This is a genomic window from Paenibacillus rhizoplanae (genome assembly GCF_042684125.1).
Classification (GTDB): domain Bacteria; phylum Bacillota; class Bacilli; order Paenibacillales; family Paenibacillaceae; genus Paenibacillus_AQ; species Paenibacillus_AQ rhizoplanae.
Window position 1 is genome coordinate 24,720 of record NZ_JBHUKY010000064.1, and the last position, 16,208, is coordinate 40,927.

Below are 16,208 nucleotides of genomic sequence, written 5' to 3' on the forward strand. Positions count from 1 at the left end.
TCTGTCCGTTAATTTGATTTATTTCTTCTGTATAGGATATAACTTCTGCCTACATAATTCAACGGAACGCTCCAGACATGGACCAGCCGGGTGAACGGCCAGAAGGCAAAGATTGCGAACCCTGACAGGATGTGAAGCTTGAAGGAGAAGGGCACTCCGCTCATCAGCGACGGGTCCGGCCGGAACAGGAACAAGCCGCGGAACCACACAGAAATCGTATCCCGGTAATCGAACTCCGGCTGTACCACATTCGTGACAATAGTGGAGTACATCCCCATGAATACAATGAACAGGAGCAGCGAGTTGACAATCAGATCGGAAGCGCTGCTGAGCCGGCGGACATTCTTCAGTGTGAAGCGCCGTGAGGTCAGAATCAGCATCCCGAGCAGGGTAGCCGCACCGAAGATTCCGCCGATGTATACTGCGCCAATGTGGTACAGATGATCACTTACGCCTACGGCCTCCAGCCAGGATTTTGGAACGGCTAGCCCGCCGATGTGGCCGAGAATGACCGGCATGATGCCGAGGTGGAACAGAATGCTGCCGAATTTCAGCTGTTTTTTCTCAATGAATTCACTGGATTTGGCCGTCCAGTTGAACTGATCCTTCCGGTAGCGGGCAATATGACCGCCGACAAACACCACCATACACATATAAGGGAAAATAACCCATAAAAACTGACCCGCCATATTCATTGACTCAGGGCCTCCTGTTCCGCACAAGCTTTGAAGGTATCACGCAAACCTCTAACCAGGTGATAATAAGGACTTTCATTACGCTCCAGCGCCTTGAGCAGATGATACGTGCCATCCTCCAGCACCGCAATCAGCATCCGGAAGTTCTCCGGCGCGCCAGGGACATCCAGCCACTCTGCGGCATATAGAAATTCGCACATCAGCGGCAAATAATCAGGCAGCTCACTCTCCGGCATGATAAGGCCGAACATTTCATACAGAAGCTTCAGCTTGGCGAGCATTTGCCCGCGTTCCTTGGCCTCCTCAAATTTGAAATAGGTCATATAGAGCGCACAGTCCTTCTGGAAATCAAAGGTGGCTGCATAATTCTCCTGAATCTCTTCCAGGCTGAAGCTCTGCATCTGCTGCCAATAGGTCTGCACATGGGCATAGCCCGGGTGATGGGGGTCAAACGCCTCTTCCAGCAGAGCCGGATGGAAATCCAGCTTCTCCGGGTACATGAGCTGCAGGGCGAAATAACCGAAGGATTGCTTATAATGATGCAGTTTGATCAGATCAATCACGCCAGATCCCCCCGTAGAAATTCTCTTCATACATCTCCTTGCCCGTCTTCATGGTATCGCCGGAAGGGCTGGCCGGTCCGCAGCCGTCACAGCCGGAGCCGGAGCCCATATCGCCCATCCCGTTGCCGTAACCGGCTGAGCCTTGGGCACGGTAAGGATTCATGTGCTGCTCCTTGTGGGAGGTCGGGATGACGAAACGGTCTTCGTATTTGGCGATTGCGAGCAGCCGGTACATTTCCTCCGTCTGCTGTGCGGTCATACCGACCCGGTCAAGACGGCTGAGATCGAACTCCTGGCCGGTGGACTGGGCGCGCATATAGGAGCGCATCATCGCCATCCGCTGCAGAGCTTCCTTCACAGTCTCCGTATCGCCGGCTGTCAGCATATTCGCCAGGTACTGGATAGGCGTGCGCATCTCTTCAATCGCCGGGAAGATCATATCGGGATTCTTCAGCGAATCCTTGCCTTCAAAGTAATTCATAATCGGGCTAAGCGGCGGGACGTACCATACCATCGGCAGGGTCCGGTATTCCGGGTGAAGCGGGAAGGCCAGCTTGTGCTCAATCGCCAGCTTGTAGACCGGCGAGTTCTGCGCAGCCTCCAGCCAGTCCTCGGAGATGCCGTCTTGTCTGGCCTGAGCCATAATCTCCGGATCATGCGGATTCAGGAACAAATCACATTGTGCCTTATACAGATCCTTCTCGTCCGGGGTGGACGCCGCCTCAAGCACCTTGTCGGCATCATACAGCAGCACCCCGAGATAACGGATACGGCCGGTGCAGGTCTCGGAGCATACCGTTGGCAGACCTGCCTCCACACGAGGGAAGCAGAATGTGCATTTCTCCGCTTTGTTCGTCTGCCAATTGAAGTACACCTTCTTATACGGACAGCCGGTCATACAATATCTCCAGCCGCGGCAGGCCTCCTGGTCTACCAGTACGATTCCGTCCTCATCCCGTTTGTACATCGCTCCTGAAGGACAGGACGCCACGCAGCTCGGGTTCAGGCAATGTTCGCACAGACGGGGCAAATAGATCATGAAGGATTTCTCGAAGTTGAACTTGATCTCTTCCTCGATCTTCTGAATGTTCGGGTCAAGCGGTCCGGTTACATGCGCGCCTGCCAGATCATCCTCCCAGTTCGGCCCCCATTCCAGATCCATCTTCTCGCCCGTTACAGCAGAGTGGGCCCGTGCTACCGGGGAATGCTTCTGCTCCCCTGCATTCGTCAGATGCTCGTAGTTGTACGTCCACGGCTCATAATAATCCTTCATTTCCGGCATGTCAGGGTTGTAGAAAATCTTGCCGAGCGCGATCTTGGACAGCTTATTGCCGGATTTCAGCTCAAGCTTGCCCTTGCGCAGCTGCCAGCCCCCCTTGTACAGCTCCTGGTCTTCCCAGCGCTTCGGATAACCGATGCCCGGCTTCGTCTCCACATTGTTGAACCACATATATTCCGCACCCTTGCGGTTCGTCCAGGTCGTCTTGCAGGTCACGCTGCAGGTGTGGCAGCCGATGCATTTATCCAGATTCATTACCATTGCCACTTGCGCTTTAATTTTCAAGCCAGTTGACCTCCTTCATTTTGCGGACGGCTACGTAGACATCACGCTGGTTGCCGATCGGACCGTAGTAGTTGAAGCCGTAGCTGAGCTGTGCATATCCGCCGACCATCTGGGTTGGCTTCAGATGAATCCGGGTTGGCGCATTGTGGCTTCCGCCGCGCGTATCCGTAATCTCGGAGCCCGGCACCTGAATATGCTTATCCTGGGCGTGATACATGAACATGGTGCCTCTGGGCATCCGGTGACTGACAACCGCTCGTGCCGTGACGACACCATTACGGTTATAGACTTCAAGCCAATCGTTGTCCGCAATGTCATGGGCTGCTGCATCCTCATTATTGATCCACACCGTCGGACCGCCGCGGAACAATGTCAGCATGTGCTGGTTATCCTGATAGGTTGAATGAATATTCCATTTCCCGTGCGGTGTCAGATATCTCAGGACCAGCGCATCCATCCCGCCCTTCACTTCCTTGTCGCGCGGCCCGAAGACCATCGGAGGCAGTGTCGGCTTATAGACCGGCAGCGCTTCGCCGAACTGCTGGAAGATCTCATGGTCAATGTAGAAATGCTGTCTTCCCGTCAGGGTGCGGAACGGAACGAGACGTTCGATATTCGTAGTGAACGGTGAATAACGCCGCCCTTGCTTGTTCGAGCCGCTGAATACCGGGGTCGGAATCACTTCGCGCGGCTGGGCGGTGATGCTCTGGAACGTAATTTTCTCGGCGGCCCGGTCTGCCGAGATGTCACGGAGCTCTACACCTGAATCCTGTTCTGCCGCAGCATAGGCCTTCTGGGAGACGCGGCCGTTGGTGGCTGAAGACAGATGAAGAATGGTATCCGCAGCCTGACGGGCGGTTTGCAGCTTCGGTAATCCGTTTTTGATGGTTTCATCGTAATGCACGCCGCTGATCTTCTTAAGCTCCTCATATTCTTCAGCGACTGAGAAGCTGATGCCGTGCGCGCCTGCCTTGCCGGTTGCCAGATTCGGTCCAAGCGAAGTGTATTTGTCATGAATCTGGGTGTAATCCCGCTCCACAATGGTGAAGTTCGGCATGGTTTTACCCGGAATGGCCGGCACTTCGCCCTTGGTCCAATCCTTGACCAGACCCATCGGCTGTGAAATTTCACTGATGGAGTCATGGCCCAGCGGAGACATCACCACATCTTTATAGACGCCAGGGAGCTGCGACTTCGCCATCTCGGAGAATACCTCTGACAATTGGCGGTAGATATCCCAGTCGGAACGGGATTCCCATAACGGATTCACGGCCGGATTGAACGGATGGACGAACGGATGCATGTCGGTGGACGACAGATCTGTCTTCTCATACCAGGTTGCAGCAGGCAGGACAATATCCGCATACAGCGGCGTAGTCGTCATCCGGAAATCCAGGGCCACCATCAGATCCAGCTTGCCTTCCACATCCCCGCGCCAGACAATCTCCTCCGGCTTCTGTTCTTCATTCGGCTCCGCCAGCAGACCGTCCGAGGCTCCAAGCAAATGCTTCATGAAGTATTCCTGGCCTTTGGCGGAGCTGGAGATCAGGTTCGAGCGCCAGATGAACAGGGAGCGTGGGAAGTTCTCCGGTGCGCCGGGATCTTCCACAGCAAAACGTGTCTTCCGCGAGGTGATCTCTTCCACGGTGTGGCTGATAATCTCACTGTTCGTCTTCTTGCCCTGCTGCGCAGCTTCCTCGGCGAACAGCAGGCTGTTCTTGTTAAATTGCGGGAAGGAAGGCAGCCAGCCGAGACGCGCAGCCAGAACGTTGTAATCCGCCGGATGCTGGTAAGCTACATCCCCGCCTGTCGGCGATTTCAGCGAATCGGTGCCGCTCTCCTCATAACGCCACTGCTCTGTGGCAAAGTAGAAGAACGAGGTTGCGTTCTGCTGCCGCGACGGCCCCTGCCAGTCCTTGGCAAATGCAACGGTTGACCAGCCCTCAATCGGACGGCATTTCTCCTGGCCGACATAATGGGCCCAGCCGCCGCCGTTGACGCCCTGGGAGGCAGTCAGTACGACCAGATTCAGAATGGAGCGGTAGATGGTATCACTGTTGAACCAGTGGTTGATGCCTGCCCCCATGATAATCATGGAGCGTCCGCCCGTCTCAATGGAGTTCTGGGCAAACTCACGGGCAATCTGAACGACAACACTTGCCTTCACGGTGGTAATCTTCTCTTGCCAGGCCGGAGTGTAATGAGATCCGGCATCCTCATACCCCTTGGCGTTCAGCAGACTGTCTCTGCGCTTAATGCCGTATTGGCTCATCATCAGATCATAGACCGTGGCTACATAACGTTCTGTACCGTCCGCAAGCTTCATCTTCCGGGCCGGAATGATCCGGCTGAACGTGCCGTTACCGGCATTGTCGAAATACGGGAACACGATCTCTGTCCACTCTTCCCCATGGCCTTCCATGGTCAGGGCCGGCTCGACCCTGCTGCCGTCCTCCCGCTCCAGAATCAGGTTCCACTTCTTGCCCTCTTCCCAGCGCTGCCCCATCGTACCGTTCGGAACCATCATCTCACCTGTAGCCTCATCGAAGATGACCGGCTTCCAGTCTGAATGCGGGGAGGTATCTCCAAGATCGCTCGCCCGCAGGAACCGTCCGCCCTTCAGGTGATCCTCATGGGGATCAAGCAGAATCAGGAACGGCATGTCGGTATATTGCTTCGCATAATTCAGGAACATCGGCTCCTGGCGTTCCTGGTAGAATTCCTGCAGGATGACATGCGTCATGGCCTGGGCAAGCGCTGCGTCCGAACCGGGATTCGGTGCCAGCCAATTGTCGGCGAATTTGACGTTCTCGGCGAGATCCGGAGCTACCGATACGACCTTGGTTCCTTTATAACGCACTTCGGTCATGAAGTGGGCATCCGGCGTCCGGGTAAGCGGTACGTTCGAGCCCCACATCACCAGGTAACCGGCGTTGTACCAGTCCGAGGATTCCGGGACATCTGTCTGCTCGCCCCAGATCTGCGGCGAAGCCGGAGGAAGATCGGCATACCAGTCATAGAAGCTCAGCATTTGACCGCCCAGGAGCGAGATGAACCGTGCACCCGAAGCGTAGCTGACCATCGACATGGCCGGAATCGGGGTGAACCCGGCGATACGGTCGGGACCGTACTTACGGATCGTATAGATCAGCTGTGCCGCGATCAGCCGCAATGCGTCGTCCCAGGCTACCCGGACATGACCGCCTTTGCCCCGCGCCTTCTTATACAGGCTGGCCTTCTCGGGATCTTCCACAATACTGGCCCAGGCATCGACATAATTGTCATGCTCCTGGAGCGCCGTCTGCCACAACCGCCACAGCTTCCCCCGGATATAAGGGTACTTCACGCGCAGCGGACTATATTCGTACCAGGAGAAGGTGGCTCCGCGGGGACAGCCGCGCGGTTCAAACTCCGGCATGTCCGGTCCGCAGGACGGATAGTCGATCTGCTGGTTCTCCCAGGTGATGATTCCGTTCTTCACGAACACCTTCCAGCTGCAGGAGCCTGTACAGTTGACCCCATGGGTAGTGCGTACTACTTTATCGTGAGACCAGCGCTGGCGGTACATGTTCTCCCAATCTCTATTTTTCTCTTCAAGTATGGACCAGTTCCCGGAATAGCTCTCCACCGGCTTAAAAAAGTTAAGGCCGAATTTCTTCTTCATGTATCCAGAACACTCCTTTTCCGCGAATCTATTCAATTAATCTCATTATGGATCTACCCGGCCGCGCTTCCCATTAGGGAAACACCTATTGAACCTCGGGAATTCCCTCGATCTCAGCCCACAGCAAACAAGCCTTTCCCGCTGAGGAGAAAAGCTGTGATTCTGCATGGAACCTGCCGGGCAGGAGTCCCCATTAGGGAGTTCCCTCTTTATACCCGGGGGAAGCTCTTAGCGGGAATTCCACTGCAGCCCTATGTGTTATACTGTGGAACATATGAAATCTTATAGGTGCAATACATGGGAGGATGAATAAGGATGTCAGGACCCTCACTGCGCCAGCTGCACGCCCATCATGCCATACATCAGGGCGGGCTCTCCGGTGCTGTAGCCAAGACAGAAGAAGTGGAAGAACTGCTGGAGATGAAGGAAGCCGAAGTGGCCCGCCAGGCGGCTGACCACTTGATTGAGTATTGGGAGACGCGGATTCTCAGCCACGCCGATGCGGAAGAAGACGGCTTCTACCAGGAGATGACCGCGAAGCAGCCGAGCCTGCAGGAAGCCGTTACCCGGCTGAAGCGGGATCATGAGCTATTGCGGATCATCGTACAGGATGTCAAAGTCCTGCTGGCGGAAGAAGGGCTTACTCCTGCGGTGCTTCACCAATTCCACGCGCTGCTGGTAGTGAATGCGATTCATAGCCGGGATGAGGAACGTCTTCTGTTCGGGGAGTAGCATGGCTGCTGCTCTCCTGCAGAATGGCATGCAGATCATCTCTATTCATCAACAGGTCCAGAAGCGTATACTCGCCCAGTACCTGCAGATAGGCGTTCAGGGCTTTGCCCAGCACACCTTTGAGTCTGCACACCGGGGAGATCGGACAACTGCCGCCTGCAGGCTGGAAGCATTCGACGAGATAGAAATCATCCTCCATCCGGCGCACGACCTCCCCGATATTGATCTTCTCCGGCGCAAGCGCCAGTCTGATCCCTCCCCCGCGCCCTCTGACCGTCTCAATATAACCCGCCTTGCCGAGCTCATGCGACACCTTCATCAGATGATTCTTGGAGATGCCATAAGCACTGGAGATATCCTGTATAGTAGTCAGTTCTTCCCGCTGCTTCGCTCCGAGATACATGAGGATGCGCAAGGAGTAGTCGGTATATAACGTCAGCCTCATTCTCTTCTCTCCATTCTGTTTACAAATGCACCACGAAACCAGTCATACCCTCCATCCAACTATACCACGCCATCTAACATCCCGGCTTGTCCTATAGGCACGTATAGCCAACCAGCGAAGAAGGAAGATACGCATTTCGCCTCAAGTAAGTGGTATTTTTTACAGAGGATATCATATTATTTGTCCATTTTGTTAAAGTGGTATTTTAAATATATCTTTTATCTTAAAAAGCGTATATATTAATTTTGTACTATATGGAGAGGGGATGATCGATATTTTAACTCAAGAGACTCGTGACATTGTCAAATCCACAGCGCCTGTGTTGGCGGAACACGGGACTACCATTACCACGGTATTTTACCGGAATCTGTTCGAGGCCCACCCGGAGCTGCTGAATGTGTTCAACCACGCCAACCAGGCGCAAGGCCGCCAGCAGGCGACACTGGCCAATGCGGTGTATGCAGCGGCAGTCCACATAGACAATCTTGAGAACATTCTCCCAGCGGTGGTCCAGATCGCCCACAAGCATGTCAGTCTCGGCATCAAGCCGGAGCATTACCCGATCGTCGGAGAATTCCTGCTGAAGGCCATCAAGGAGGTGCTAGGCGATGCCGCTACGGATGAGATCCTCAGTGCCTGGGAAGCCGCGTACGGAGTGATTGCTGATGCATTCATCGGAGTGGAAGACAGCATGTACAAGGAAGCGAGGGAACAGGACAACGGCTGGAACTTCTTTAAGCCTTTTACCGTGGTGCGTAAGGTTCAGGAGAGCGGCAGCATTACATCGTTCTATCTGAAGCCGGCCGACGGCTCGAATGTACCAGACTATAAGCCGGGCCAGTACATCTCTGTCCGTGTGCTGATTCCTGGAGAGCAATACACCATGATCCGCCAATACAGCCTGTCCCAAGCGCCGAAGCCGGATGAGTTCCGCATTTCTGTGAAACGCGAGGAGACGAATGACCCGAATGGCGTGGTATCTGTCTATCTTCATAACGAAGTGAATGAGGGTGATACCGTTGAGGTGAGCGCCCCTGCCGGCGAGTTCCTGCTGGATACTTCCGTAACTACCCCTGTAGCCTTCATCTCAGGCGGCGTAGGCATCACCCCTATGATGAGCATGCTCGAGACTGTGGCTAATGTAACACCGGACCGGCCGGTTGTCTTCCTCCACTCTGCACGGAACGAATCGCTTGCTGCCTTTGGTAAAGATATTGAGAAGCATGCGGCGGCGCTGAGCAACATCAAGACCAGAACCTTCTACTCCGGCGGACCGGATGGCGTGATTACAGGCGAAATTCTAAAGAGCTATGTAGATGTTACCGGAGATGCTTACGTGTGCGGGCCTGTTCCTTTTATGGAAGCCATGATTGGCGAACTGCGGAAGTTCGGAATGACCGAGGCTCAGATTCATTATGAGTTCTTCGGACCGGCCCTGCAGCTAAGCAACGCGTAGATTGTTCAGCTAAAAGCACACGGGCCACCTGCCGAACGGATATTCATTCGGAGGAGGCCCGTTTTTTTAACGTGAGATCAGCCATTCATAGAGTACCTTCGCATGGTTATGCACCGGGTCCTTCGCAGCATAGACCAGCGTAACCCTCTGTTCAAGCGCCCGCTCCCGGATCGCTTCCGCAAGCCCCGCGCATTCCGGATTCTCCTCCAGCTCCCTGGTATACCGTTCCTTGAATGCCGCGAACCGCTCCGGCAGATGCCCGAACCATATACGCAGCGCCGGGCTTGGCGCGATGTCCTTCATCCACTCGTCAATGGCCGCCTGCTCCTTCGTCACTCCGCGCGCCCACAGCCGGTCCACCAGAATCCGGTATCCGTCTCCGGGATCCGCAGGCTCATAGATCCGCTTCAGACCTATAGCGTACGGAGCATCAGCGGCTTTCCCGCCGGATGACTCTCCCATGCTGCATCCCTCCTGCTCACCACTATTACACCCAATATACCACGGAGCCTACTCTACCTCCATCGGCTGTCCGTCCTGGAGGGATGCAGCTACTCCGCTTCAAGAATGTACCGGTTCCACCGCTGCTGCCAGGCCACATCCTGCCAGAACGGATGATGCGGCGCACAGTTGGAGCACAGCGTCATGCCCCAGAAGCCCAGGGCCATCCCCTTACGCAGCGCGTACTCGGCAATGAATTTCCCGACCGGGCCCTCCTCGAAGCCTGCAAGCAGCGGGGTATAGCCGACATAGCCTTCGCCGATCACCACCGGCAGGGCTGAATGTACAGCCCATTCCTGCGCTTCTTCCAGGCGCATGTCCGCTTTTTGCAGCATCGCCAGCTTGTGGGCTCCGTAACGGTCATACAGGTAGAGATCCCATAGATCAGGGTCAGCCCAATCATGCAGATAGATCAGCTTCATCCCGACCGGATTTCCCTCCATCCGCCACTCCTGCCCTGCGGGCAGGGTCCATTCCCCGAAGGGCGGGGCATCCTCCCTCAGCATAGACAGGACAAAGGCATTCGGAAAAGGCAGCTCCTCATCGTTCAATCCCGCCGCGTCCATAAGCTCATTCAGCACGCCTTTGATATAGAGATGATAGTGGGCCACCTGCAAATTACGGGCTACATATGCCTTCGGATAAGCTTCGTTCAGCGTATAGCTGGCCGTGATCAGAACATCGGGATGCTGCCCCCGGAGATAGCCCACCGCTTCCTCGATATAAGGCTGCATGGCCTCCACCAGCCTGGGCGTATCGGCTGCACCGATTCCCTGTGCGGTACCCACAGCGGTAAGCTGTCCGAACTCCACTTCATTATGCAGCTCGGCATAGACAATCTGACTGGCAAAGCCCTCTGCCTTGATATACCTGAGGAGTTGATCCATTGACCGGGCCAGGGTCATGAACCGCTCTGCGGGAGCAATTGCAGCCAGCTCATCTCGCAGCGCGGGATAAGCCAGGAAGCTGGGGCTCTGCTGATATTCCCAGGAAGACAGCATAATATAGAGCCCGTGTGCCTTGGCCTGCCTGAACAGCTCCAGCAGATGCGCATGTCCGTCCAGCTCGGCACCGCCGCGGCAGTTGTACCAGCGGGTACGCTGGCCCACTTCCCCCAGACTACCGAAGTGCAGCGGTCCGGGACGTTTGCCCTCCGCAGTGAATAACAGGAACGGCATAGCACATATCCGGATGGTGTTGTACCCTCTGTCCGCCGCTTCCTTGCATCTTGCCGCCAGATCATGATAAGGCTCGCCCGGCAAGGTCATCGTGTACCAGGAGAAATCCCACATGGTGAGGGTAAGCTTACGCGGCAGCCTGCTCAGCAATGAATCCATTCTTTTCACTCCTTAGAATTAGCTTATTTTACCGGTTCAGGACACTTCCGGCCATCCGTCTGTGAACTCCGGCTCCCTGATGATTAGGGTCCAGGGCAAGAGCTGAATCAAACTCCGCTACCGCTGCTTCATACCGGCCCAGCCCGAGAAGCCCGAGTCCCCGCATATAGCGGCAATGAATGACATTGCGCCGGTTGAGATCATCCTCAAACACCAGGAAATCCGGCAGCGATACGGCGAAATAGTCCAGCTTGATACCGTCGAAGAGATGACGCTCGGCATAATCGATCAGTAGATTGAAGCGGCGCTTCGCCTCCTTCGGCTGCTGGAGCTTCAGCCAGGCCAGCCCCTGGTAGAAAATCATCTCCGGCGGCTGGTCATTGTAGAACACCGCACTTGCCGGCTCCGCCAGACCTTGTGACGCCGCCCTGTAGCAGTGGACAGCCTCTTCTTCCTGCTGAAGTCCTTCGTATACCCGGCCAAGAGCATAATGGATATTATTCTCCTGCGCCCCTTCCAGCTTCCCCTCGCCTAGATTATGCGGATAGGCCAGGGCCAGCCGGAAATGCTCGAGCGCGGCTTCATACTGCCCGTTCTCCAGGGCCTGTCTGCCAAGTCCGCTGTGGGCGAATTGGTATTGCCCGGTCACCTTCCCCTCTCCGCCCTCCCAGGGATGGAAGTTACGCGAGCTTAATGCCCTAACCGCTTCGTTATAGCGCTCAAGCTGGTTAAGCAGCGTAACATATTCGAGATACAAATCATCCCGCTGCTCCACCAGGCTGCGCTGGGCTTCAAGATGATCCAGCCGCTCCCCCGCAGACCACGCGAGCTTCTTGCGCAGCTGATCCAGCTCATACAGAATCCGCGCATCCTGCGGCGCACAGGCGAAAGCCTGCTCCAGTGAAGCGAGCGCCGCCTCAGGCTTGTTCTGCTTGTTATAATAGGCCAGGGCCAGATTGCGGTGAACGGTGGCGAAATCCCCTCTCAGTTCACGTGAACGTTCCCAGCTTGCCGCCGCTTCCTCCGGCCGCTTCTTGTCGTAATAGAGATTGCCGAGATAGTAATGGGCCTTATCATCCCGGGGATTTGCCCGGACGGCGCTTAACAGCCAATCAAGCTCGGACAGGGTGTTCGGGAAGCAGTACAGCGGGCGGGCCGCTTGCCCCTTGCGGCGGGCCTCCCGTGCCTGCTCAACTTGTCCCGTGCGTTCGTATAATTCGCCAAGGGCATAATACAGCATCGGATAGACGGATTCGACTTCTAGTTCGAGTTCAGATTCGGGTTCCGAGCTGGCCCGCTGGGCCGCCTTCTCCCCTACAGCAAGAGCTTCCGTGTACAGTCCGCAGCCCATATAATCTGCCATAAGATTAAGGTAATTGTGTGCGTCACCACGCATAAGCCGTTCCAATTCGCTCAGCGCTTCTTCTGCCGCAGCAGGGTCCTCCAGTGCTGCAAGAGCCAGAGCTAGTTCGTTATATGCGCCAAAATCAGCAGGATCAAGCCGCATAGTCTCGCTGGCGAATTCCCTCGCCTGCTGCGGCCGGCCAAGTCTGCGCAGGAGAGCAGACTTGAGGTTCCTCGCCTTATAATTACGTGCATTGCGGATCAGCGAACGCTCCGCCAGCTCCAACGCCTCGGCATACCGGCCCTGCTGGCAGGCAATCTGAGCGAGCGAGAAATACCCCGCATCCTGCCAGGCTGCCGACCATACCGCTTTGTAATACGCGGCAAAAGCCTCATCCAGGCGGTTTAGGCCGCGCAGGGCTGCCCCCAGCTGATAATAGGCTTCGCTGTCATAAGGGTTAGGGTTACGCGAGGTCAGACGTTCAATGGCGCGGCGGAACAAGGGCTCACTCTGCGCATATTGCCCGCGGCGGAGCAGCAGTGTTCCATACGCTACATTCAGCCGGATATCCCCGCTGTCCCGCTTAAGCCCTTCCAGATAATAGGCCTCCGGCTCAAAGGTGGCATGCCGGTACTGCTCCAGATGCAGGCCGGCCAGATACAGCTCCTCTGCTGAACGCAGCTCTTCGGGCGCTTCCAGCGGCTTCGCCGCCTCAGGGATACGTCCGATCTCCGGCCGCTTCGGCTGATAGGCGACCAGCAGCCTGCCCTCGGCACTATGGACCGTCAGCTTGAGGTCATGCTCCTGCTCTCCATGGTCCAGCATGACCTTACGCTCTATAGCCTCTGCCGGAGACAGATGTGCAGTCTCCCGCAGATACTCGCCAGCGGCTCCGCTTAACCGGATAACGGCCTGTTCAAGCCGTGAGGTCACGTATACCTTTACCACCGCCTGAGCCAATTCCGCATCAACCTCCAAATTGACCGCAGCGTCTACCGAGGCATTTTTCACCAGACCGATGCCCTTATACGGCATGAAATACTGGGTGAAGCTCTTCTCCTCATACGGCTGCAACCAGGTGAAGTCAGGCTGATTATCGGTATATACGCCCGTCATGAGTTCAATATAAGGCCCGTCTTCATCGGTCAGCTGGCGGTCCCAGGCCTGCCCGAACTCCCCGTTCCCCCAGGTCCATTGCTTCTTCCCCGGTGAGATATGATGATTAGCCACATGCAGCAGCCCCGCCTGGACGCCGTGATCATATCCGCCGACAAAATTATAATCCGACTTATAGGCCATATAGGAGGTCGGAACCGGAATATTCTTATAGCGGGAGATGTCCACGCCTTCCGAATAATCCTGCTTGTAATAGGTGCCGGTAGCCATTGGGAAGCGCGATACATCCCTTTTTCCATGATCGAAGACGGCTGTGACATCAGGTGGAAAAACAGACTGCGTCTGCTCATTAACCGCGACCGCCGGGTTGGCCCACCAAAGGAAAGTCTGCGCCTGCGGCGTCCGGTTATAACACTGGGCATGGACCTCCAGATAGGCGGTGCCCGGATAGAGCCTGAATGCAGCCGTAACCTTCGTCCCGTACATCCGGTCAATCTCGCTCACCCATACGATAGCGCTTCCATCCTCAGCAGCCTCAAGCTTATATTCAACGGGTCCGAACGTATTCGGGCGGTGATGCTGCGGCCAGTTGAACTCAATGCCCCCGGAGATCCAAGGACCCGCAAGGCCGACCAGAGCAGGCTTGATTACGCGGTTATAATAGACAAAATCATAGTTATTCGTCTTGTCGAGCGCCCGGTAGATCCGCCCTCCAAGCTCCGGCATGATCTCTATGCGCAGATATTCATTCTCCAAAATAATCAGCTTGTACGATCTATCCTGCTTCACATCCGAGATGCTCTCAATCACGGGATGCGGGTATACACGCCCCGAGCTTCCCTGATAGACTCTTTTCTCCAGAAACATAGGACTCGGATCAGCGGCGCCCGCCTCATAGGTTGGTATAATCACACGGGTCTCCCTTACCTGCACCCGGTCTGCTCCGTCCGTATTGTCCACGTGGTCCGCTTTGCCCGCGTTGTCCCCGGCTGCCTCCGGCATCTTACCGCTACCTGCATGCTTCATGCCTTCACTGCCTCCCTTGACTTGATAGTTCTACTCTAGCCTCTGGCCGGGAAGGTTCCAATTGACGAAATGCGGGAAGTGATGGATTATATTCTTATTCTGTGCAAACTTGTTAACATACTGTCCGTTAGGGAGGGAACCAGCGTGAATCATGGTCAAATCCGCAAGCCGGAAGGGTTTATCGAGGAGAAGCTGTATGTGCTGCCGGAATATTGGATGAAGGAACTGGAGCAGGAGGAGCTGACTGCCTCCTTGTTCATTACGGACATTGGGTACTTCCCCAATGCCCAGTACCATTACAGAGAACGCGGGGAAGGCAGCGCGTCCCATATCTTTATCTTTTGTGAAGCGGGGGAGGGTTGGGCGGAGCTGAACCACGGGGAGCAGATGACCATGCAGCCGGGGGATATGGTGATTATTCCGCCGGGCACCCCGCACCGGTACGGGGCCATACTTGGGAACCCATGGAGCATTTACTGGTTTCATTTCCAAGGGAGCCACGCGGATAGGCTGGTGGAGCTGTTCGGATTGTCGGGGGCTCCCTTGAGTTTATCCCCGAGCGGCAAGGCCCGGCTCATCGACTGGTTCGTCCCGGTCTATGAGCTGCTCGCTGAGCAGACCTACGCCTTGGCTACCCATGTGCATATCGCCCAGACGGGCAGACAGCTGCTCTCCGGCATTGGCATAACGGCAAGCCAATCCGCGCAGGAGAAGAAACGCAGGACGTATCTGGAACAGGCCATTCAATATATGAACGGACGGCTGGACGCCACACTTACCCTGCCTGAACTGGCTAAGCATGTCGGCGTGTCGAAGCAGCATCTGATCTATATCTTCAACGCCGAGACCGGGGTCTCCCCGGTCGAGTATTTCCTGCGGCTCAAAATCCAGCGGGCCGGCCATCTGCTCGATCTTACCGAACTCAGCATTAAGGAGGTCGGCGCTGCCGTAGGGATCAACGACCCCTATTACTTTTCCCGGCTGTTCAAGAGAATCTCCGGCTTCTCTCCTTCCAGCTACCGCCGCATTCCGAAGGGCTGAAGCCGTTGATCTGCTCAAGTCTGCAGGCTGCAAGCACCGCTATAGAAACATCTATCATTTTCGAAAAAGAGTGAACCCGCTCCGCCCCTGCTTCCGCCGCCGCCAGAACCGGTAGCCTCTGCGGACCGCCTCCAGAATCAGACGGGGAACCGGAAATACCCGGCGGGAAGCAACCGGCTGGTACAAACGGTAATAGAGCTGCTTATAATCCTCCCACATGCTGCAGTCATCATCCTTCAGGAAATCCGAGACATCTACAATTAGTCCCCGGCCGTCCCGGAGCATCACATTCTTGGCGTGGATATCATGCGGGCGCAGTCCCCGTGACCTCGCATACTGAAGCGCGTTGTCAATGTCTTCAATAGCTTGTCCGGTAATGAGAATGCCGCGTTGCATAGAATCGTAGAAGGTGACTCCTCCCAGCCTTTTGAGGACCAGAAAATCCGCTCCGGCATAATAGCATTCCGAGAAGGCCGGATGCTGCCCGAGGAGGCGGTACACCTCTGTTTCTTCCTCAATGCCCGGCCTGCCCGGCGCGTAGATCTTCACTGCGTATTCCTCAGCCCCCTGACGGCAGAAGACAGCCGCATAATTTCCGGTTCCGAGTACCTTCCAGGGCTTGGGCACACCGCCTACCTTCACCGGCTCCAGCGGATTCACGCTCTCGATACTAACCTGTCCCAGCAGCTCGCCCGTGATCTGCTCCAGCAGCTTCTCCATCCT

The 16,208-nt window shown here is 55.8% G+C and carries 11 protein-coding genes and 1 pseudogene; 3 read left to right on the plus strand and 9 right to left on the minus strand.

Features of this window, described 5'->3' with window-relative positions; genetic code table 11:
- Positions 1 to 8: 8 nt before the first annotated feature.
- The 4 genes from narI to ACFSX3_RS25885 are packed head-to-tail and all read right to left on the minus strand — an operon-like array spanning position 9 to position 6,486.
- Positions 9 to 695, minus strand: coding sequence for a respiratory nitrate reductase subunit gamma (narI, locus tag ACFSX3_RS25870; protein WP_173131007.1), 687 nt, complete (start codon positions 693 to 695; stop codon positions 9 to 11).
- The gene (gene narJ, locus ACFSX3_RS25875) at positions 692 to 1,258 is read right to left on the minus strand and encodes a nitrate reductase molybdenum cofactor assembly chaperone (protein WP_209993612.1); all 567 of its coding nucleotides are present in this window, start codon (positions 1,256 to 1,258) and stop codon (positions 692 to 694) included. The genes narI and narJ overlap by 4 nt, the downstream gene beginning before the upstream one ends.
- Positions 1,251 to 2,822 carry a nitrate reductase subunit beta gene (gene narH / locus ACFSX3_RS25880; protein WP_209993613.1) on the minus strand — a complete coding sequence of 524 codons (1,572 nt, stop codon included), beginning with the start codon at positions 2,820 to 2,822 and terminating at the stop codon, positions 1,251 to 1,253. The genes narJ and narH overlap by 8 nt, the downstream gene beginning before the upstream one ends.
- Positions 2,812 to 6,486: a nitrate reductase subunit alpha gene (locus ACFSX3_RS25885; protein ID WP_209993614.1), complete on the minus strand. Its 3,675-nt coding sequence runs from the start codon at positions 6,484 to 6,486 to the stop codon at positions 2,812 to 2,814. The genes narH and ACFSX3_RS25885 overlap by 11 nt, the downstream gene beginning before the upstream one ends.
- A gap of 315 nt (positions 6,487 to 6,801) precedes the next feature.
- Here ACFSX3_RS25885 and ACFSX3_RS25890 point away from each other — a divergent pair, with 315 nt between their 5' ends.
- Positions 6,802 to 7,218 (plus strand): hypothetical protein, encoded by a 417-nt coding sequence (locus ACFSX3_RS25890; protein WP_209993615.1) that lies wholly within the window; start codon positions 6,802 to 6,804, stop codon positions 7,216 to 7,218.
- 16 nt (positions 7,219 to 7,234) lie between these two features.
- On the opposite strand, the pseudogene ACFSX3_RS25895 reads toward ACFSX3_RS25890, so the two are convergent.
- Positions 7,235 to 7,663 (minus strand): annotated as a pseudogene (locus tag ACFSX3_RS25895) (RrF2 family transcriptional regulator); the annotation flags it as partial.
- 274 nt (positions 7,664 to 7,937) lie between these two features.
- On the opposite strand from ACFSX3_RS25895, the gene hmpA reads away from it, so the two are divergent.
- Positions 7,938 to 9,119, plus strand: a complete 1,182-nt coding sequence (gene hmpA, locus ACFSX3_RS25900; RefSeq protein WP_209993670.1) for an NO-inducible flavohemoprotein — start codon at positions 7,938 to 7,940, stop codon at positions 9,117 to 9,119.
- Positions 9,120 to 9,185: 66 nt separating this feature from the next.
- On the opposite strand, the gene ACFSX3_RS25905 is transcribed toward hmpA, so the two are convergent.
- The 3 genes from ACFSX3_RS25905 to ACFSX3_RS25915 all read right to left on the minus strand — a co-directional run bounded on the left by ACFSX3_RS25905 (position 9,186) and on the right by ACFSX3_RS25915 (position 14,444).
- On the minus strand, positions 9,186 to 9,581 hold the full coding sequence (locus tag ACFSX3_RS25905) for a DUF488 domain-containing protein (protein ID WP_209993617.1): 396 nt from the start codon (positions 9,579 to 9,581) through the stop codon (positions 9,186 to 9,188).
- An 89-nt stretch (positions 9,582 to 9,670) separates the two neighbouring features.
- Complete coding sequence (locus ACFSX3_RS25910) at positions 9,671 to 10,957, minus strand: cellulase-like family protein (protein ID WP_209993618.1); 1,287 nt, start codon at positions 10,955 to 10,957, stop codon at positions 9,671 to 9,673.
- Positions 10,958 to 10,985: 28 nt separating this feature from the next.
- Positions 10,986 to 14,444, minus strand: coding sequence for a DUF5107 domain-containing protein (locus tag ACFSX3_RS25915; protein ID WP_379313420.1), 3,459 nt, complete (start codon positions 14,442 to 14,444; stop codon positions 10,986 to 10,988).
- Positions 14,445 to 14,588: 144 nt separating this feature from the next.
- On the opposite strand from ACFSX3_RS25915, the gene ACFSX3_RS25920 reads away from it, so the two are divergent.
- Positions 14,589 to 15,485, plus strand: a complete 897-nt coding sequence (locus ACFSX3_RS25920) for an AraC family transcriptional regulator (protein WP_379257343.1) — start codon at positions 14,589 to 14,591, stop codon at positions 15,483 to 15,485.
- A 54-nt stretch (positions 15,486 to 15,539) separates the two neighbouring features.
- Here ACFSX3_RS25920 and ACFSX3_RS25925 read toward each other — a convergent pair whose 3' ends face one another.
- A complete protein-coding gene (locus ACFSX3_RS25925; RefSeq protein ID WP_209993672.1) occupies positions 15,540 to 16,205 on the minus strand; it encodes a serine/threonine protein kinase in 666 nt (221 codons plus the stop codon).
- Positions 16,206 to 16,208 lie beyond the last annotated feature (3 nt).

Coding starts and splice junctions, on each gene's coding strand:
- narI (WP_173131007.1), bottom strand. CDS start 695: ATGAATATGGCGGGTCAGTTTTTATGGGTTATTTTCCCTTATATGTGT.
- ACFSX3_RS25885 (WP_209993614.1), bottom strand. CDS start 6,486: ATGAAGAAGAAATTCGGCCTTAACTTTTTTAAGCCGGTGGAGAGCTAT.
- ACFSX3_RS25890 (WP_209993615.1), top strand. CDS start 6,802: ATGTCAGGACCCTCACTGCGCCAGCTGCACGCCCATCATGCCATACAT.
- ACFSX3_RS25905 (WP_209993617.1), bottom strand. CDS start 9,581: ATGGGAGAGTCATCCGGCGGGAAAGCCGCTGATGCTCCGTACGCTATA.
- ACFSX3_RS25910 (WP_209993618.1), bottom strand. CDS start 10,957: ATGGATTCATTGCTGAGCAGGCTGCCGCGTAAGCTTACCCTCACCATG.
- ACFSX3_RS25915 (WP_379313420.1), bottom strand. CDS start 14,444: ATGAAGCATGCAGGTAGCGGTAAGATGCCGGAGGCAGCCGGGGACAAC.
- ACFSX3_RS25925 (WP_209993672.1), bottom strand. CDS start 16,205: ATGGAGAAGCTGCTGGAGCAGATCACGGGCGAGCTGCTGGGACAGGTT.